Origin of the sequence: Pedobacter polysacchareus, assembly GCF_019802255.1 — a bacterium.
Taxonomy (GTDB): Bacteria; Bacteroidota; Bacteroidia; order Sphingobacteriales; family Sphingobacteriaceae; genus Pedobacter; species Pedobacter polysacchareus.
In genome coordinates this window covers 61,601-83,126 of record NZ_JAHYSS010000001.1, presented here as the reverse complement: position 1 = coordinate 83,126, position 21,526 = coordinate 61,601, and the positions used below count along the sequence as shown (strand labels likewise).

Sequence of the window (21,526 nt, the reverse complement as noted above, 5' to 3'; positions counted from 1 at the left end):
AAAAATATTCTTTAGTATTTTGGAGTCTTAATTCCTGATTATGAAGTATTATTTGCTCTCATTTTTGTTGTTGCTGACTGGACTAAAGCCTGCGGAAGCACAGCTAAGGTCGCCGGAAGAGTTTTTAGGCTATCCTTTGGGCAGTAAATTTACACCTCATTATAAGGTGCTGGAATATTTTAAATATTTGGGATCTGCCCATAAGAATATCAAAATCCAGAAATACGGCAAGACTTATGAAGGTCGGGAACTATTAGTGGCCATTGTCTCTGCAAAAGAGAATATGGATAATCTGGAGGGTGTCAGGAAGCAAAATCTGAGTTTAAGTAATGCTGAAGGGCTTTCTTCGGCTAATAAGTTGGCTATTAAAGCTAAACAGCCCGCTATTTTATGGCTGAGTTACAATGTCCATGGCAATGAGGCGAGTTCTACGGAAACTGCGTTGAAAATGCTGTTTACACTTGCAGAGGCAAAGACCGTAAACATTCAAAACTGGTTAAAGAATACGGTGGTGATCATTGATCCTTGTCTGAATCCAGATGGGAGGGAGCGGTACTTGAACTTTTTCGGCTCAACAATAGGAATACAGCCCAATCCAGATCCGTTGTCCAGAGAACATATTGAACCTTGGCCTGGAGGTCGATCTAATCATTATTATTTTGATCTGAACAGGGATTGGGCTTGGCAATCACAAATAGAAACGCAGCAGCGACTGGATTTATACCAGGATTGGATGCCGGAAGTTCATGTTGATTTTCATGAGCAAAGCTATAATGAGCCTTACTATTTCGCGCCTGCTGCTGAACCGATTCATCAGGACATTACTCCCTGGCAAAGGAATTTTCAGATCACTGTTGGGAAAAATAATGCCAAGTATTTTGACAAGAATGGATGGCAATATTTCACAAAAGAACAGTTTGACCTGTTGTACCCATCTTATGGGGATACTTATCCTTTATATAATGGGGCGATTGGAATGACTTATGAACAAGGTGGAATTGGTGCGGGACTAGCGGTGACGACCATTGATGGGGACACGCTGACCTTAAAAGACCGGATTGCGCATCATTTTACTACAGGAATGGCCACATTGGAAACCGTATCCACCTATGCCGATCAATTAGTTGAGGAGTTTGGAAAGTATTTTGAAAAAGGAGTGACCGCCCCACCTGGCGTTTATAAGAGTTATGTGATCAAGGCACAAAACAAATACAGACAGCAGAAAATGGCAAATCTTTTGAAAAAGAACCGCATACAGTTTGCCTATGGTCTGGATAAAGAATATACTGGTTATAGTTATGAAAATAAAAAAATTCAACGTTTTAAAGGGGAGCGGAATGACCTGGTGATCAATTTAAACCAGCCCAGGGCCATATTGGCAAATGTGCTGATGGAACCTCAGACTGCAGTGAGCGATTCTAACACTTACGATATTACTGCCTGGGCACTGCCTTATGCCTATGGATTGCCTGCTTTCGCTACCCAGGAAGCCGTTAAAGGTCTTTTTCCTGCGCCGGAAGAAAAAATTGAACTCTTTCCTGTGGTCGACAGGCCTTATGCCTGGATTTTTCCCTGGCGGAGTATGAACGATGCGCAAGTACTGATTTCCCTTCAGAATGAAAACATCAAGGTCCGGATTGCCGAGGAGCCATTTACTATTGCAGAGCGTAAATTCGAGATCGGCTCATTGTTGGTTTACCGGACAGAAAATGAGAAGCTGGTTCCAGCGCTGGCGGCAAAAATGGCTGCAATTGAGAAAAAGTGGAAACAGGCTTTTTATCCGGCAGCAAGTGGCTTTGTGGATCGGGGAAAGGATTTTGGATCCTCTGCCTACCGCGTATTGACCAAGCCCAAAGTAGCAATAGTTTCCGGACCAGAAAGTTCTTCTCAAAGCGTAGGACAGCTTTGGCATTTTATGGAACAGGAGTTAAATTACCCGGTAAGCATGATTGCCCTGAGAAATATTGATAACCTTAATTTGAATAAAATCAACGTTTTGATTCTCCCTGATGGCGCTTATCCAGTTGAAATGATGGACAAATTAGAAGATTGGATAAAAATTGGGGGGAGGTTGATCCTGATGGAGGACGCCATTCAAAGTGTCACTGATTCCAAGCTTTTTGAAGTCAGAAAGAAGGAAGTCTTTAAGGAGGAAGAAGTGCTGGTAAATCCTGCATTGTATGCAAACCGGAATACAATGGACTTGTCTGATGCAATCCCGGGTGCCATATTTAAAGTACATTTAGACCATAGCCATCCGCTGGCAATCGGTTTAGGGGCTTATTATTATGCGCTTAAAACCGACGATCATATTTACTCCCCTTTAAATAAAGGTTGGAATGTGGGCTTATTTAAGCCAGACAGCTATGTAGCGGGTGTGGCTGGAAAAACGGTGATGAAAACACTGAATTCCGGAATGACACTAGGGGTCCAATCGCTGGGCAAAGGAGCGATTATTTATATCGGAACCGATGTCTTGTTCCGCTCTTTTTGGGAAAATGGAAAGCAACTGTTCCTAAATGCATTGTTTTTAGTGGATTAACTGACGAAGTGCTACTCTATCTCCCGATTTTTCTTCGAATTAAGGTATCAAAGTCAAATTTTATCGATTTGTCAACGGACACATTTACTCAATAATATGGGAGATTTGGCAATTTTGTGATTTTGCGACTACAATTATGTGTTTTTGTTACATAAAAATTGAAATTTAATTAAAAACTGTTATTTCAATTAAAAAAAAAGGATTTAGCGCCTCTAAGCTATCACTAAGAAAATAAAATTCTGAAAAATACAATGTGGCAAAATTAAATATCGTTTTTTGTCTTCTGTTTTTTTTAAACTGTTTGGGTTTTTTGTCAAAAAACCGTCATTTAAGGCTAATTTGAGGGTTTTTTATGATGCTCGCATAGCATGTTATGTCTATATTCAGCCCCTATTAACTAACCTAATTTTATTATTTTTATGAAAAAACTTTTACAAAGTTTGTTCATTTTGATGTTTATCGCGGGATCAGCGATAGCACAAGACAGAACAATCAGTGGGACGGTTACTGACAAAGGAGATGGCTTGCCACTTCCAGGAGTAACAGTTAGGATTAAGGGTACCCAAGGGGGTACACAAACAAGCGGAGATGGTAAATATACCGTAAAGGTAAATTCATCCGCAACAGAATTAGAGTTCTCTTATTTAGGTTATTTAACGCAATTGCGTCCGTTATCTTCTAATGTGATTAATGTTGCTTTAGTAGCTGATTCAAAATTACTTTCTGAGGTTGTGGTTACAGGAATGGGTATTTCACGCGAGAAAAAAGCGTTGGCTTACAATGTTCAGACTTTAAAAAGTGAAGATTTAACAAAAGCATCTAACCCAAGTTTGGTTGGATCGCTTCAAGGTAAATTGTCAGGTGTAGAGATCAAGCCTTCAAGTGGTATGCCAGGTGCTTCTGCAAACGTAGTGGTACGTGGAGCAAGATCATTTACAGGAAACAATAGCCCTTTATATGTAATCGACGGTATGCCAATCGCTTCTACTTCTGATTTTTCTACAGGAAATGGAGTAACAGGATCTGATATCGCGAATCGTTCAGTGGATCTTGATCCAAACGATATCGAAAGCATGAGTGTATTAAAAGGCCAGGCAGCTTCAGCTTTATATGGTATCCGTGCTTCGAATGGTGTGATTGTGATCACCACTAAAAGTGGTAAAGGATTAGCCAAAGGGAAACCAGTGGTTACTTTCAATTCTAGTTTTGCATTAGACAGGATTTCACGTAAACCAGAATTGCAGAGTACTTACGCTCAGGGTAGCGACGGTGAATTTGCACCGAGTACCTCTATGTCATGGGGACCAAAAGTAGAGGACCTTCCAAATAGTCCTTTATATGGTGGAAATAACCAAAGCAAAGACAATAAATACACGGTGAAGGAGTTGCACCCAGGTCAATATTATGTTCCGCAACTAGCACAAGCAGGTTTGGACCCATGGGCTACACCTACAAAATACAACAATGTTAAAGATTTCTTCGAAATTGGAAGAACCTTCAACAACTCAGTAAACGTAGCTCAGGCGACTGAAACAGGAAACTTTTCTATTGGTTTAGGTAACTCCAGCCAAACAGGTATTATTTCTTCTACTTCAATGGAAAGGTATAATGCTAAAGTTTCTGCTGAAACTAATTTGAACAAAGCATGGAAAGTAGGTTTCTCTGGAAACTATGTGCAGTCGGATATTGACAAAGCTTCTGGAGGTAATGATGCCTTGTTAGGAACTGTTTATTCTGCTCCGGTTAACTATAACCTGAAAGGAATTCCAAGTCATATTCCTAGTGATCCATACACACAGATCAATTACCGTTCATTAACCTTTAATAACCCTTATTGGGGTATGGAAAATAACGTGTTTAATGAGCGTACCAACCGCTTCTTTGGAAATGGTTATGTGAACTTTAATCCAGTAGTAAACTGGGGAAGAGATTCTAAGTTCTTCGTTAAATATCAGTTAGGTGTAGATTCTTATGCTTCAAACTACCAGGATATTTTTGAGTACGGAAGCAGCGGCAAAGCTGGCTCTATCAACAACTACGGTGCTACAGTTGCAACTTATAACTCTTTGTTAACTGCTAATTATGCGGTTAAACTTTCCGATGATTTCAGCTTAACTGCCTTATTGGGTAATGAGATTAATGATCAGAATTTGAAAAGATATGATGAAACTGGTTTGAACTTCAACTTCGGTGGCTGGAAACATATAGACAATACGACGACTAGAAATGCGACTGAATCTAAAAACAGATACAGAACAGTAGGTTTCTTCTCTAGCGTAAACTTAGCTTATAAAGGCATGTTATACCTGGATTTAACAGGAAGAAATGATATCGTTTCAAGCATGCCAAGAGGTAACCGTTCATTTGTATACCCTTCAGCATCTTTAGGCTTTATTGTAACTGAGCTGGAAGGCTTGAAACAGAATGAGGTACTTAACTTCTTAAAATTAAGAGCTTCTTATGCAGAAGTTGGTCAGGCTGGTACTTATTTACAGAATTACTACAGCACACCTAGTTATGGTGGTGGTTTCTGGCTTAATGATCCTATTAATTATCCTATTGATGGAAATACTGCTTATACGCCTAATGGAACGTTATACAGCAAAACGCTTAAACCTCAGAATACCATTTCTAAAGAGGTTGGTTTTGAAGCAAGAGTGCTAAATAACTTATTCACCATTGACTATACTTTCTCGAGACAAGATGTAAAGAATCAGATTTTCCCTGTTCCTCTTGGAGGTTCATCTGGTGCAAGTGAAATCATTATGAATGGTGGAAAAATCCATACCAATGCACATGAGATTGCCTTAAATATCAACCCAATTAAAAGGGAGAATATGGACCTTAACATCGGTTTCAATTTCACGAAAATTGACAACTTTGTAGATGAGTTAGCGCCAGGTGTAGAAAGCATTTTCTTAGGTGGTTTCACTACCCCACAAGTACGTGCAGGTGTAGGAGATAAATTCCCGGTAATCTATGGTGGTACTTACCTGAGAGATGGAAATGGAAACATTCTTGTTCAGGAAGATAAAAACGCAGATGATTATGGTATGCCTTTGGCAGGTGAGCCAGGTGTGATCGGTAGTGTTTCTCCTAAATTCCTTTTAGGTGGTAATGCTGCATTCCGCTACAAACGCTTCTCTGTAAGTACTACTTTTGAGTGGAAAAACGGTGGTTCAATGTATTCAGGTAGCAATGGCTTGATGAATACTTATGGTATGGGTAAAGATACAGAAGATCGTACAACGCCATTTATCTATCCAGGTGTAAAAGCTGATGGATCTGCGAATGATATTGTTAGAGGTGGTGCATCGGATTCTTATGCTTACGAAATGTTGTATTCAAATGTATTGGGTAACATTGATGAAGCTTTCATCTATGATGCTTCATTTGTGAAAATGAGAGAATTGGTGTTTAGCTACAAAGTTCCTAAGTTCAACAAAATGAACTTAAGCGTTTCTGCTTTTGCACGTAACATCTTAATCTGGTCTAAATTGCCAAATTTCGATCCTGAGTCTTCTCAAGGTAATACAAATATGGGTGGAGCATTCGAGCGTTTCTCGGTTCCTCAAACGTCTACTTTCGGTATGGGTTTAAACCTTACATTTTAATAATTAGTAAATCATGATATTAGAAAATATAAAAAAAACAGGACTGGCGTTACTTTTAACGACCGTTGTGTTTTCCTCTTGTTCAGAAGATGTGATGGACAGAATCAACGAGGATAGAAATAACCCAATTACAGCACCTGCTCGCTTTGTGTTAACTGATGCGATTGTATCAAGTGCATTTAAGGTAACAGGAAGTGATTATGCCTTCTACTCTGCAATTTATATGGAGCAGCAGGTTGGTATTTATGGTCAGATGTTTAATGCAGAGATCAGAATAGCAGAACCTTTTTCTTCTTCTACTTATGATAATGCATGGAGTTCTACTTACACCAATCTTTTGAATCTAAAGGCGGTGATTGAAAAATGTTCTCCAGGTGGATCTGAGGCAGGAAATTACCAGGCATTGGGTGTTGCCCAGATTTTGTCTGCTTATAACCTTGCGATTCAGACAGATTTAATGGGAGATATTCCATGGTCTGAAGCACTTCAGCCAGCTGTGATTTTTCAGCCAAAACTGGATAAACAAGAAGCGATTTACGGAGACATTATGAAATTTTTGGATGAGGCAATCGTAAATCTTCAAAAAACAAGTGTCTTCCCTTCAATGGCTGGCCAGGATTTATTGTACGCTGGAAAGAACGAATTATGGGTTAAAATGGCTCAAGGATTAAAAGCGCGTTATAAAATGCGTCTTTCTTTCAGATCTGCTAAATATCAGGAAGTAATTGATGATGCCAATAAATCTTTTGCTTCAGCATCTGAACAAGCTGCATTCAAATTCAACGGCGGTTCTACCGTTAATCCTTTGTATAGCTTCTACAGCGATCGTGATTATTTCGGTGCAAGTCAGAGCTTACATGAAAAATTAGTAGATAGAACAGATCCACGTGATGATGTGTTCTTCAAGGCTTACCCTAAGAAAAACCCAATTCCTTTGGAATTTGCACCAAATGGTGCGCCAAGTCAGGTACAGGAGCGTTATGGCATTTCAGGGTTGCTTGATCCTACTGCTGCTGTTAACCTATTGAGTTTCCATGAGCTGCAATTCCTTAAAGCAGAAGCTTATGCCAGATTAGGTGATCGTGGTAATGCTGAAACAGCTTTAAAGGCCGGTATTAGCGCTGCTTTTGTTAAGGTTGGTTTGACCTCAGCTGCTGCAGATGCCTATTATACGGATCATGTGAAAGCTTTATTCGATCAGAATCCTACAAAGGAGATCATGGTTCAGAAATACCTTGCTTTCTATGATGACGAAGCAATCGAATCTTATAATGATTACCGTAGGTTGAAAGCGATGGGTGATAACTTTATTGTTTTGACTAATCCAAAACCGTCTGAATTCCCATTACGTTTTACTTATGGCAGCAGTGATGTGACCACTAACAATAACGTTAAAAATGCTTACGGCAACGGTCAATATGTAAAAACTGAGAATGTATGGTGGGCCGGTGGTACACGATAGTTAATTCTCTTAAATAATTCTGAAAAGGCGTCCATGAAAATGGGCGCCTTTTTTGTTGGTGTTTTTTGCGTTGGGTGACCTGCCCTTGAGCGAAGGGTCTTTAATGTAAAGAAAGTTAGGTCTTATTGTTGTCCTTGATCAACGTTACTGTGTGATTCAACTGCATCTAAGGGCTGAAAGCGTTATGATCTATTGTATTAGTTCGATGTATTATTTGGGCTTTCAGGGACGAATGCCCCGTTTTTACATTCTCCCTCAATTGAGTTTTAGGGATTAACTTATTGTTAATTGAGGGGCTTTAAAAAAGTAATTATTAACATAATTTTCATTATTGGTGCTATCTTTTCTTTTATTTTAATAAGTCCTCAGCGTTTTGGATTGTTTGTCAATAAAATGGTTTTCATGGCAATTATACGCCATTAAATCTCATATTTCATGCTGCCGCGGCATTTATAGGATTAAGTTTTAAAGAAGATAAAGCCTTCATTCTTTAATCCCAAAGTTCCACTAACTGTTTCATTTTTAAAAGAATTAAGTCTTAAATCACTCCTTTAAGTTGTTGGCTTAAGTCATTTTCTTCATCAAGAACCCCTCTGTTTTTCTTTAGCTTTCCTTTTGACTTTTCACAGAAAACCTTTAAAATGGATCTCCATTCGATATAAATGTCATTTTTTGTCATAAAAATTCAAGACAATAAATTCATTTATTCTTTTTGGTATTTAATATTGTAAAAGTGCTTTTCTAGCAAATTAATAGAGGTTTTAGTCTGTTTTTTGTGGATTTTGTTACAAAAAGTTATGGTCATTAAATTGTCATTTATTTATTGCAGAATAATTAGAGTAACATTATGGTAATCAAACTGCCTATATTCATATAATTATTAACTAACCTAAATTTATTTTTTATGAAAAAACTTTTACAAAGTTTGTTCATTTTGCTGTTTATAGCGAGTACCGCTATGGCACAGGATCGGACAATTACTGGTACAGTTACGGACACTGAAGATGGTAAGCCATTACCAGGGGTAACTGTAAAAATTAAAGGAACCCAAACCGGGACTCAAACTGGAGCGGATGGTAAATATGCTGTAAAAGTGAATTCATCTGCTGCTACTTTAGAATTCTCTTATCTGGGTTATGTAGCAAAATCTGTAACGCTTGGCGCAGGAAATGTAGTGAATGTTTCTTTAGCGTCTGATTCAAAAGCGTTGAATGAAGTTGTTGTAACTTCTTTCGGTATCCAAAGGGATAAAAAATCTCTGGGATATTCTACTACTAAGATTAATGCGGAGGAGTTAACTACTTCTAAATCTACAAACGTAACGAATGAGCTGGTAGCGAAAGTACCAGGTGTTCGTGCTTCAGGTTCAGGTGGTGCATTTACTGGTTCTGGCGTGATTATCAGGGGTATGACTACATTTACAGGGAGTAACCAGCCTTTATATGTTGTAGATGGTGTGCCAATTGACAATAGCGGTGGTAATACACCTTTGCAGAGGGGGCCTTCTTTGTCTAATAGGGCAATTGATATAAATCCAGACGATATTGAGAACATTGTGGTGCTGAAAGATGCTGCTGCAACTTCAACTTATGGTTCAAGGGGTGCTTCTGGGGTAATTTTAATTACCACGAAAAAGGGTAAAAAGAATGAGAAAGGAACAATTACAGTTTCATCAAGTTACAATGTTGGAAATGTAAACCGTCTTCCAGAGTATCAAAATGAGTATGCTCAGGGTAATAATGGTTTATTAACACCAGCTAACATTGGTAATGCTACTGTTCAGAGCTCAGCTGTTAATACTTCATGGGGCCCAAAAATTGCTGGTCAGGCATATACTAATGCATTTGGTCAGCCAGCAACCTTGCAGGCTTATCCGGATAACGTAAAAGATATTTTCAAGCAGGCTTATAATTTGCAGAACAACGTGAGTTTTTCTGGAGGTACAGAAAAGTCAACTTTCAGAGTGGCTTATGGTAACTCTACTGAAACGTATGTAATTGACAACAATAAGCTAAGAAGAAATAACCTGACTTTTAACGGAACAACTGAAGTTACTTCTAAGTTAACCGTTGGGGCTTCTGTTACTTATACCAATACCAATTCCAACAGAACTTTACAAGGAAACCAATTATCGAATCCATTATTCAGGGCTTATTTTACACCAAGATCCTATGATTTGAGCAGCTATCCTTTTGAAGATGCAAATGGTAATCAGCTTTCTCCTTTTGGAGAAGATAATCCTTACTGGACAATTAAATACAATAAATATAATGATGAGGTAAACCGTGTTCTTGGAAATGCAAATGCAAAGTACCAGTTTACAGACTGGTTAAACGCAGATTTTAAAGTTGGAACAGATTTCTTTAATTTGAAAAGCAAAGGATTTGATGAGATGGGGAACAGAGGTGGCGGTTTTGCTGGCGCTAGTTCAACAGGTGTAGGTGGTATTGTTGATCAAAATAACAATGTGAGAAACTTTACGTCTTACTTTACTGTTAATGCTAATAAAAAGTTCGGTGACTTTAATTTGCTAGCTACTCTTGGTAACGAGATTATTCAAAATTACATTGGTAATTCTACAGTAACTGGCTTGGAGTTGGTTGTTCCTCATTTTGACAATCAAAAAAATGCTTTATCTTACGATCCATTTTTCGGATCTAGCAAAACAAGATTATTAGGTGTATTTGCGGATTTTGTGGTGGACTACAAAGGTTATTTGTCTTTAAACTTAAAGGCGCGTAACGATTGGTCTTCTACATTGACACCGAAAAACAGATCTATCTTCTATCCTGCAGCTGCTTTGAGTTTTGTGCTTACCGATGCTTTCCCTGAATTGAAAGATGACAAGTATGTAAATCAAATTAAGTTCAGAGCGAGTGCTGGTGAGGTAGGAAAAGGTGCAGATCCTTACCAGACCTTAACTTATTATGATAAATCTTCTGCAGGAGATGGTACTGGTGCAGAGATTATTTTTCCTTATGATGGCTTAGCTGCTTTTACGTTGAACGACGCAGCGGGTAATCCTAATATTACTCCTGAATTTACGAGAGAGGTTGCATTTGGTACAGAGATGTCTTTCTTTAAAAACAGGTTGACATTAGATGCGACTTATTACACCAGAAATACTAGGAGCGTAATTTTGTCAGTTCCTTATTCTGCTGCATCAGGAATCACTTCAGTAGTTCAGAATGCTGGAAAGCTATCAACTAAAGGTTTTGAGTTTATGATATCTGGTACGCCATTAAAAACAATTGATTTTTCATGGAACATCAGTTTAAACTTCACGAAGTTCAAATCTACTGTTGAATCATTAGCTCCAGGTGTACAAAATATTTTCTTAGCCGGTTTTACTACACCAAATATCAGACTAGTAGCGGGCGATGAGTATGGTCAAATTTATGGTTCTGCTTACCAACGTAATGAGGCAGGTCAATTGTTGATTAATTCAAATGGATTGCCAATTGCGTCTTCGGATGTTAAAAAAATCGGTAACCCAAACCCTGATTATACTGCTGGTATCTTCAATACTTTCAAATACAAAGACTTCTCTTTATCGTTCTTAATTGACATCCGTAAAGGTGGAGATCAGTATTCAAGGAATATTGCTGACGTTCAACGTAATGGTGCGGCTAAAGAAACAGCTGAGTTCCCACGTTTTGAAGCAGATGGTCTTACCCAAACTAGACCTTATAAATTCGAGGGAGTTTATGCTTCTGGTCCAAATGCAGGTCAGCCAAATACTACAATGGTGCGTGCACAGGATTATTATGGAAACTTAGGTAAGTATGTTGCTGCTGAAGGTTACATCTATGATACTTCATGGATTAGACTTCGTGAAGCTGCTTTAAACTACAGATTGCCGCAAACACTGCTTGGCAAATCGCCATTTAGAAGTGTGGAGCTTGGCGTATTTGGTCGTAACCTTTTATTGAAAGCGAAAAATTACCCCCACTTTGATCCAGAACAAAATGCATTTGGTGTTAGTAATGCACAAGGTCTTGAGTTTAACTCCTTACCAAATACAAGAACAGTGGGTGTGAGTTTGAAATTGGTATTATAATTTAATTAGGAATGTTTATGAAAAATATAAAACATATAGTCGTTGCTGCTTTTCTTACAGTAGGAATACTGTCTATAAGCTCTTGCAAAAAGTTTTACGACATTAATACGGATCCGGATTCGTTGCTTGAAGCACCGATTGATCAGCAATTGACCTCTCTTACGGTAAACCTTTCGTTTTATGCCGGAAGTGATATGAATAGAAATACTTCGCTGATTATGCAGCAGTTTTCTGGACAAAGTAGTGGAACTCAGAATGCTACTCAGCTTTATGAGCGCTATTTGATTCAGGGCTCTGATGAAAATAATGCATGGTCAAGTATGTATGCTACAATTTTGAATGATGCAGAAAACATCATTACTAAAGCTACAGCGGAAGGAAGTCCTCATTATTCAGGTGTTGCAAAAATTATGAAAGCATATGCTTATCAGATTTCTGTAGACATCTGGGGAGATATTCCATTTTCTGAAACACAGAAATTAACAGAAAATCTTCAACCAAAATATGATCCATCTGAGCAGATCTATAAAAACTTGATTACCTTATTGGATCAGGGTATTGCAGAAGTGAATGCTGCTACGTCTAATAAATCACCAGACATTAACAGTACTATTTTTCCTGGCGATTTTGGAACTACAAAAGCCAACTGGATTAAATTTGCCAATACCTTAAAATTAAGAATGTATTTACATTACAGTGAGAAAGATCCTGCTTTTGCGAAAGCTCAGATTGATCAACTGATTGCTTCAGGCGCTCCGTTGTTTGCTAGTAATGATGATAGTTTCCAAATGTTCTTTGTAGGTGGTGCTGGTCGAAGAAACCCTATTGATGCTTATGAAATTGCTCGTACTGGTTATTTAGTAGCTAACAATTTCATGGTTACCTTGATGAATACAAATGTTGACCCGAGACGTCCATTTTATTTTACTCAGTTTCCTGCTGGATCTGGTTTATATAAAGGAAGTGTAAGTGGGGCCGCTCCTTCTCAAGCTTATTCTAAAATAGGTCTATATTTAAGAGGGGGTACAGGAAATACATTCAATGGTACAGCCCCTGTTAGAATGTTGACCTTTGCCGAATATAACTTCATCAGAGCTGAGGCGGCATTGAGATTCAATTCTGCAGGTAGTGCGGATGCTTTCTTTAAAGCAGGTATTACTGCTTCTATGAATGACGCAGGTGTTGCAGCTGTAGATCGCAATAACTATATCTTAGCTCATGGAACTTTGACAGGTACTCCTGCTCAACAACTTCAACAAATCATCAATGAAAAATATATTGCTAGTTTCGGTGTAATTGGAGAATCGTGGACAGATTGGAGAAGAACAGGTTATCCTGCAATCGCAATCGCTGCTCAGGCAGTTACGACTTATATTCCAAGATCATTATTCTACGCACAATCAGAAATTGATTTAAATCCAAATGCCAAACAAAAAACAGGCATGGATGTGAGAGTATTCTGGGATACAAGACCATAGTTTTCGTTTAAATACTTAAGTAAAAGGCCCGCTGAATTTCAAATTCAGCGGGCCTTTTGTTTTTAATAATTCCAGTCAGGCCAACTTGTTGTTCCAATAAGATTTAGCAGTTGTGTTTTTTTGAATCAAAATCTATAAGTTTGTGATAGAAAAATGTGAAATATAACATATGGGTGTATTTCATGCTATATTTCTTTCCTTTTATTGATCTTCTTATTAGAAAAATCGCCATTTAGGGCTATATTGTGGGCCTTTTATGATGTATATCTATCATGGCCGTCTGTATTTGGCCTCATTAATTCCTTAATTTATTATTTCTATGAAAAAACTTTTACAAAGTTTGTTCATTTTGATGTTCATCGCAGGGACTGCACTGGCTCAAAATCGGACAATTATTGGTACAGTGACAGGAAAGGATGACGGTTTACCGATTCCTGGTGTTTCTGTCAAAATTATTGGTACTCAGATGGGTACTTCCACCGATGAAAGGGGGAAATATTCCATTTCAGTCCCTTCCTCAGCTACTACTATTGAATTCTATTCGGTAGGTTATACAAAAATCACCAAACTTATCGGTTCGGCTATGGTCATCAATATGATATTGAGCACTGATGCGGAACAACTGGGAGAAGTGGTTGTAACTGGTTATTCAGATCAGAAAAAATCAACGATTACCGGTGCGGTATCTTCCATTAGCGGTAAATCAATTCATAATTTACCTGTGCCTAACTTAGGTAACCTTTTACAAGGCCAGGCTGCAGGCGTGCAGGTAACCGCGATGAATGGAGCTCCAGGACAGGGCGCCTTTGTCAGGTTAAGAGGCCTGGGATCCCTGGCCGCAGGTTCTGATCCTTTATTCGTAGTCGATGGGACGGTTGTAGATGCTAAAGTATACAATGCGATCAATGCAGATGATATAGAGCAGATCTCTATCCTTAAAGATGCCTCTTCTTCGGCTATTTATGGTGCCAGAGGGGCGAATGGAGTGGTCTTAATCAGTACAAAAAAAGGAAAATTAAATGAGCCAAAATTCACTTATTCGGTAGCATATACGGAGCAATCGCGCATCAATGATAACTATAAATTGATGACCCCTGATCAGACTTTACAGTATGAGTATGATTTAGGATTCAGTAATAGGTTCATGACTGCTTTCATGCGAAATAATGGTTATGCTAATCTTCAGGCTATCCCTGCGGATAAATTGACCGAGCAATGGAACAGCTTAAATGCAAATGGTGCAGATTGGCAAAAAGAAATCCTGCGTACTGCGCCACAGGTCAGACATCAGGTTTCCCTATCTGGAGCAGACGATAAATTTAATTATTACTTGAGTTTAGAACATCTTGACCAGGATGGAATTGTGATTGGGTCTAAGTTTAAACGTACTGGCGGTCGTTTAAACATCACCTATAAAGCCAAAGAATGGTTAAACGTTGGTGCGAATACTAACTTGTCATCTTTCCGCATCGATGCGCAAAGAGATAGATATAGCCCACAGAATGCATATTACGTGGCCATGAGAACCAATCCTTATGAGCCAGTATTTAATAAGGATGGCAGTTATAACCTTACTTATAGTGGTTTTCCGGTATTAGAGGCAATCAAAAATAATCCGGAATTTAACAATACAAACGCTGCTTTTGGGTCCCTGTATATAGAAGCAAATCCGATTAAAGGATTAAAACTAAAGTCTCAAATGGGTTTGAATTTTTATGACTACAGCAGAGAGTTTTATATAAAACCAGGTTCTTACCTGGATCAGATTAGCGGAGATAAAGCAGCTCCAGGAACGAAAACGGACAATGGTACCAGGTTGTTTAATTATGCCTGGACGAATACCGCTCATTATGAAAAAAGGGTCAATGAAGACCATCACTTAGATTTCTTATTGGGTTCTGAGTTTACGAAGAATGATGCAAAAAATTACTTTCTGTCCAGTAAAGGTTTCGCAAATGGTGATTTAACGACTCAAAATAACTCTTCAGTACCTTTAACTACAAGTACAGGCAGAGAGCAATGGAGCTTATTCTCTGTATTCTTTAAACCCAGCTATAATTACCAGGAGAAATATTTTGCTGACTTTTCTGTAAGAAGAGATGGTTCTTCAAGATTCGGTCAGGACCATCAATATGGTACTTTCTACTCTGCTGGTGTGGCATGGAATGTAACCAAAGAAAACTTCATGGCTGATGTTGATGTGATCAACAACTTAAAATTCAGAGCAAGTATCGGTACTTCCGGGAATTTTAACATCGGCAACTACAACTCTTTACCTTTATATGGTTATGGGAGTTATGGTGGCGGATCAGCCTTGAGACCAACACAATTGGGCAATAATAATTTGGCTTGGGAAAAACAAAAAGCGCGTTCAATTGGCTTAGATTTCGCCATGTTTGAGGCCAGATTAATGGGTTCGATCGACTACTATACTCAAGTTAGAGAAAACTTGCTGCAATTGGTGCCTGTTCCAAGTACTGTAGGCTTTACTTCAGAACTTAAAAATATGGGTACTATGAAAAATTCAGGTTATGAATTCTCATTAGACTACAAGTTTATCAGGACTCATGATTGGAGGCTTAGTGCTGGAGGGAACCTCTCTTTTAATAAAAATAGAATCACAAGGTTAACTGGTAAGCCCAATGAAAGCATCCCGCAGCCAGATGGCTATACTACTTTAGCGGTAGGCCGGCCCTATGCAAACTTTTTCCTAACCAGATCTGCAGGAGTTGATCCTTCAAATGGAGATGCGCTTTATTATGATTTAGCAGGGAATGTGACGAATAAATTTGGCAGCTATGCAGTTGCTTTAGATGGCAAATCGGCTACGCCTACCTATTATGGGGGTGCAAATGTTCAATTAGCTTATAAAGATTTTACGCTGTCGGCAATCGCTGCTTTTAGTGGTGGGAACTATATTTATAACGCCATTTATGCCACTCAAATCTCCGATGGTTCAAGCGTTGGTTTAAGACTGGCTCAGGATGCTTTGGATTATTGGAAAACTCCAGGCCAGCTCAGTAAAAATCCAAAGCCAGTTAAGGGGAACACGGATTTCCAGGATACGGATAGATTTCTTCAAAAGGGGGATTATGTCCGTTTGAGAGATGTGACTATAGCTTATAGCATTCCTAAAGTGATCTTGCAGAAAACTGGGTTTATTCAGGCCGTAAATGTGTATGTAACGGGGCATAATTTGCTGACTTATCGTCCGCATTACAAGGGTGATCCTGAGGTCGGGATTGGTTCTACAGAGACTGATCCGACAAACCCAGTGAACGGCACTCCTTATGTAAATGGTATTTATAGCTTGTATTCTTATCCTAACTATAAATCATGGACTGTTGGTTTAAACATGACCTTCTAAATTAAGAAAGATGAAACGTATTTATATATTAACGGGATTGATGGCTGTAATCGCTTTTACTTCCTGTAAAAAACAATTAGACTTAAAGCCATTCAATGCCGTAACTGATGAACAAGCCTTGATCAGCCCAAGCGATTTTGCGGCGGCAGCGAGAGGAATGTATTTAAGAATGCTGTCTAAAGGAAATCAGGCGGCTTATGTCCCCAATGATTACTATGGTGGTACTGATAATTTTAATTTCATTGCTTCAAATGACATCCTTGCGGATAATGCGATCAGCTACAGCGGTGGCCGACAAACAGGTTTGGTTTATCAGAATTGGGATTACAATGGCTTAGCGACTACTAATTTCTACCAGGACGGTTACAGCATCATCAGAGCTGCAAATGCAATTTTAGCAAAAATTGAGCACCTTAAAGATGGTTCAAGGGCTGATGTTGAAGGGCAGGCGTTAGCAGTCAGAGCGATTGTACATTTTGATATGCTGAGGTTATTCGGTAAAACTTATACCAATGCTTCAGCTGTGGATTTAGGTATTCCTTATATCAAAACGGTTCAATTGGTGACGGATAATCCGGCCAGAGCAACGGTAAAAAGTAATTATGATCAAATCAGAGATGATTTAGAAAAAGCAGCGGGCTTAATTGATAACCTGTCCGGCGTTAAAGCAAAAGGACGTTTGTCTAAGGCGGCAGTTTATGGCTATTTATCGAGGGTGTATTTATACCGCGGGGAATGGGATAAATGTGTGACTGCAAGTAGCAATGCCTTAGCAATTAACGGAGATGCAGGCTCATTGAGCGAATTCCCAGGGATTTGGAAAGATGCTACTGATGCAGGTGTATTGTTCAAGTTAGCTGTTCTTGATGTGAATAGGCTTACTCCAGGTATCGTTTTAGGCCAAAATGCCAGAGCGGAGCAAGTGCCGGCTTTCGACTTTTACAACTTGTACAAGACAACGGATGTTAGAAAAGTAGCTTACTTTACTCAGAAAACAAATGAAGATATTCTGCTCAATTATGTAAGTAAATACGAAGGCAGGGCTTCTGGAAATCTGAACGTAGTAGATATAAAACTCATGCGTGTTGCTGAAGTATTATTAAATAGGGCAGAAGCCTATAGCAATATCCCAGGTGATGATGGACTGGCGCTTGCCGATTTAGATAACCTGAGGTCAAAACGTTATACTGATTTTATAGCAGGTGGGGAGCGGGGAACAGCTTTGCAGGCAGCCATAGCTTTACAAAGAAGGTTAGAGCTCGCTTTTGAAGGCGATCGCTTTGTAGACCTGAAACGTAAAAACTTACCCGTAGTTAGAAATGCAGTTTATGGTGACAGAGCAGATGGAACCGGTCGCCCGTACAGAAAAGTACTGCTTCCTGCCGGATCTGATAAATTCCAATTACCTATTGATCAGGTTTCCATTAATGCCTCAAATGGAGTGTTGATTCAGAACCCAAACTAGTACCTTATCCTGAATTTTCGGAAATTTCCGGAGTATTGCTTTAAACAAAACGGCTGATCTTTCATTCTGGGAGGATCAGCCGTTTTATTTTGATGATGTTTTTAACAAAACCGGCAATGAATTATTGAAAATAATTATAAGGGTCTGAAAACTAGGATTTCATGAAATAATTGGGTTTTAATAGCGCTGGAAGGGTTTTTTGTAAACGCCATCTGTTCAGGTTTTTGACTTTTATTGTGTTTTTGTGTAAAAAAGACAATAAAATGATAAAACATTGAAAAATATCGCGAATGTTACATATCTTAAGAGAACTATTAACTAACCTAAATTATATTTTATGAAGAAACTTCTACAGAGTTTGTTCATTCTGTTGTTTGTTGCGGGATCCGCGATGGCACAGGAGCGAACAATCACAGGAACAGTTACGGATAGCGGCGACGGAAAGCCACTACCAGGGGTAACCATTCGGCCAAAAGGCGGCAAAGGTGGTACTCAATCGGCCTCAGATGGACGTTATTCCATTAAAGTACCTTCAGGAATAACCGCCTTGGAATTCTCTTATCTTGGCTATGTAACGCTTACAAGGCCCTTAGGAAGTGCCAATGTGGTCAATGCCGGCATGCAAAGTGATTCACAGGATTTGAATGAATTGGTGGTTGTTGGTTACGGTACCCAGAAAAGAGGAGAGATTACCGGAAGTACCGCTTCTGTGAGCGGTGCAGCAATTGCAGAGAAACCAGTTCAAAGTTTTGAATCAGGTTTGGCCGGACGAGCTTCTGGTGTACAGATCACGGTTCCTACAGGGGTATTAAATGCACCTCCGGTATTTAGGATTCGGGGTACGAACTCAGTATCACTAAGCTCTCAGCCATTGTTTGTGATTGATGGGATTGTAGCGACTACAGGAGATCAGTCTCTGACTGCTACGGCCTCCAATCCATTATCTAGTATCAATCCGAATGACATTGAAAGTATTGACATTGCAAAAGATGCCGCTTCTACGGCTATTTATGGTAGTCGTGCGGCCAATGGGGTAGTTTTTGTGACGACTAAAAAAGGAAAAACAGGTGCACCAAGAGTAGGTTATGATGCCTGGGTAGGCTGGTCAAGCCCTTACCGCCTTCCGAAATTATTGGATGCTTTTCAATATACCGACTATAAAAATGAAGCGGTTGCCAATGCAAACAGCATCAGACCAGGAAGTGTTAATTTTCAGCTAGGTACGGTGTCTACCCTTCCAAAATTTGCATTAACGAATGGACCTGATGGCTCACCGATCAATACAAATTGGTTGGATTATGCCTATCGCACAGGTTTTTCTCAGAGCCACAACGTCAATGTATCCGGTGGTACGGAAGCAACCAAGTATTACTTGGGGGCAGGATACACGAAACAACAGGGTATCTATGAAAAGAATGATTTCAAAAGAATGAATGCCCTGTTTAATATTGACAGTAAGATCAACGATTATTTATGGATCGGTGGAAAACTTTCTTACTCCAATGAGCAGAATTTAGCTGCAATTAGCAGCGGATCATTATCTGGTGAGGCCTATGGCACAGCAGGGATCGCAAGAACAGCAGTGGTTAATGCACCCAATGTTTCTCCTTATAACAATGATGGATCTTATAATCTGGGTGGAACTTTTGTGGGTCCGATGAACAATGTGGTGGCTAGTAATCAGGTGGGCTTCTATAATTTCGTACAGATTCTCGAGAAAAACAGAGAAAATAACGAGACGGATCATGTACAGTCCAATGCCTATATTCAGGTTAATCCATTCAAATGGTTAAACTTACGCTCGGTTTATGGGATTGACTATATCGGCAGTGACAATGATATTTTTTATAACCCGATTCATGGTTCAGGACAAGGCCCTGGCGGAGAAGGAATTGCTGGTTTTAGAAAAAGAAAGAACTGGACCTGGACAAACACTGCTAATGCGGTTTATAGTGTAGATAAACATAATTTCAATTTATTAGTCGGTCAGGAGCAGCAAAGAAACACGGTTCGTGGCTTTGGAATTGACCGTCAAGGTTTAACAGATCCTCTTTATGACAATGTTCAAGCAGGATTTACGCTGAACAATTCTACTTTAATGATTAGAGAGGAAAATTATTTGCTTTCGTATTTTGGTCGTCTAAATTATAACTATGACGGAAAGTATTTCTTAAGTGCAAACTTAAGACAGGATGAATATTCTGCACTTGGTCAGAAAAAAGGAACATTCTGGGGAGCATCTGCAGGATGGGAAATTACTAAAGAAAATTTCTGGCAGAATTCAGACATGTCCGATATCTTTAGCAGTTTCAAGCTAAGAGGAAGTTATGGTAAAGTAGGAAATGTTGCTGGTATCCCTAATTATGCAACTTTTACGACCCTCTCTCCTGGATTATATGGAGGTACGCCTACTTCAGTTTATAATGCTGCAGGTAACAAGGATCTGAAATGGGAAACCAGTAAGAAAACAGACATAGGTTTCAATTTCGGCGTGTTAAATGACCGCCTGACTGCAGAGGTTGCTTATTATAAAAATAACATTGATGGCTTGATTATAAATGTTCCTCAGTCACCTTCAACGGGTGTTCCAAGCAGTATTTTAATGAACGCAGGTAGCATGTATAATAGAGGTTTTGAGCTTGCCATTTCTGGAAAGCCAGTCATGACCAATGATTTTAGCTGGACCAGTAATTTTAACATCTCCTTTAATAAAAATGAGGTGACTGCATTGGCTCCCGGTTTAAATGAGATCATCTATGCAACAGGTAGTACCGCTACCGGAGAGAACGTAAACAGAACTGCTCCTGGCTATTCTCTGGGTTATCTTTATGTGGTGAGAACAGGTGGTGTAGATCCAGCAACCGGAAGAAGAATCTTTATTAATGCTGCAGGAAGAAAAGTAACTTATCAGCACATCAATCCGCTGAATCAACCTAATTGGAGATATTTGGACGATAATAGTTCCGCTCCTGCGATTACACAATCTGCAGATGCGGTAATGTATAAAAATACTGCTCCAAAAGTTTATGGTGGATTTGACAATACTTTTCGTTATAAAGGGTTTGACCTGAACGTGATGTTCACTTATCAATTGGGATTCTATGTGTCTTATGGAACAAATGCAGGTTTGCATGACCAACGTTTCTGGAACAATGCGGTTGATGTATTGGGTAGATGGCAGCAGGCAGGTCAGGAAACGGATTTCCCAAGGGCAGTATATGGTGATAATGTTTCTTACGGAAATACGATTCCTTTAGACATCAATGTGTTCAAAGGTGATTTTGTAAAGCTTAGAAATGTATCTCTAGGTTACACGATTCCAAGTGCGCTTTTAAGCAAATACAAACTTAGTAATTTAAGGTTTTATGTGTCAGGACAGAATTTGGCCATCATTACCAAATACCCAGGACCAGATCCTGAGGTGGCTTCGAATGGCGTGAATGCTGCAGGACAGGGTTCTGACAGAAATTCAGGACCTAACGCAAGAACGTACACAATGGGGCTAAGTCTAGGTTTTTAAGGCTCAAAAATTATCAAT

The 21,526-nt window shown here is 39.1% G+C and carries 8 protein-coding genes; all 8 read left to right on the top strand.

All coding sequences use genetic code 11. From position 1 onward, the window contains the following. Nucleotides 1–40 precede the first annotated feature (40 nt). The 8 genes from K7X70_RS00310 to K7X70_RS00275 all read left to right on the top strand — a co-directional run bounded on the left by K7X70_RS00310 (nucleotide 41) and on the right by K7X70_RS00275 (nucleotide 21,508). The gene (locus K7X70_RS00310) at nucleotides 41–2,542 is read left to right on the top strand and encodes a M14 metallopeptidase family protein (protein WP_222535216.1); all 2,502 of its coding nucleotides are present in this window, start codon (nucleotides 41–43) and stop codon (nucleotides 2,540–2,542) included. A 419-nt stretch (nucleotides 2,543–2,961) separates the two neighbouring features. Continuing rightward, nucleotides 2,962–6,156, top strand: coding sequence for a SusC/RagA family TonB-linked outer membrane protein (locus K7X70_RS00305; protein WP_222535215.1), 3,195 nt, complete (start codon nucleotides 2,962–2,964; stop codon nucleotides 6,154–6,156). A 13-nt stretch (nucleotides 6,157–6,169) separates the two neighbouring features. Then, the gene (locus tag K7X70_RS00300) at nucleotides 6,170–7,618 is read left to right on the top strand and encodes a SusD/RagB family nutrient-binding outer membrane lipoprotein (RefSeq protein WP_222535214.1); all 1,449 of its coding nucleotides are present in this window, start codon (nucleotides 6,170–6,172) and stop codon (nucleotides 7,616–7,618) included. 904 nt (nucleotides 7,619–8,522) lie between these two features. Next, a complete protein-coding gene (locus K7X70_RS00295) occupies nucleotides 8,523–11,678 on the top strand; it encodes a SusC/RagA family TonB-linked outer membrane protein (protein ID WP_222535213.1) in 3,156 nt (1,051 codons plus the stop codon). A 17-nt stretch (nucleotides 11,679–11,695) separates the two neighbouring features. Next, nucleotides 11,696–13,156, top strand: a complete 1,461-nt coding sequence (locus K7X70_RS00290) for a SusD/RagB family nutrient-binding outer membrane lipoprotein (protein ID WP_222535212.1) — start codon at nucleotides 11,696–11,698, stop codon at nucleotides 13,154–13,156. A gap of 319 nt (nucleotides 13,157–13,475) precedes the next feature. Continuing rightward, nucleotides 13,476–16,523, top strand: a complete 3,048-nt coding sequence (locus K7X70_RS00285; RefSeq protein ID WP_222535211.1) for a SusC/RagA family TonB-linked outer membrane protein — start codon at nucleotides 13,476–13,478, stop codon at nucleotides 16,521–16,523. Between the two features lie 10 nt (nucleotides 16,524–16,533). Further along, nucleotides 16,534–17,988 carry a RagB/SusD family nutrient uptake outer membrane protein gene (locus tag K7X70_RS00280; protein WP_222535210.1) on the top strand — a complete coding sequence of 485 codons (1,455 nt, stop codon included), beginning with the start codon at nucleotides 16,534–16,536 and terminating at the stop codon, nucleotides 17,986–17,988. A 337-nt stretch (nucleotides 17,989–18,325) separates the two neighbouring features. Then, complete coding sequence (locus tag K7X70_RS00275; RefSeq protein ID WP_222535209.1) at nucleotides 18,326–21,508, top strand: SusC/RagA family TonB-linked outer membrane protein; 3,183 nt, start codon at nucleotides 18,326–18,328, stop codon at nucleotides 21,506–21,508. Nucleotides 21,509–21,526: the final 18 nt, after the last annotated feature.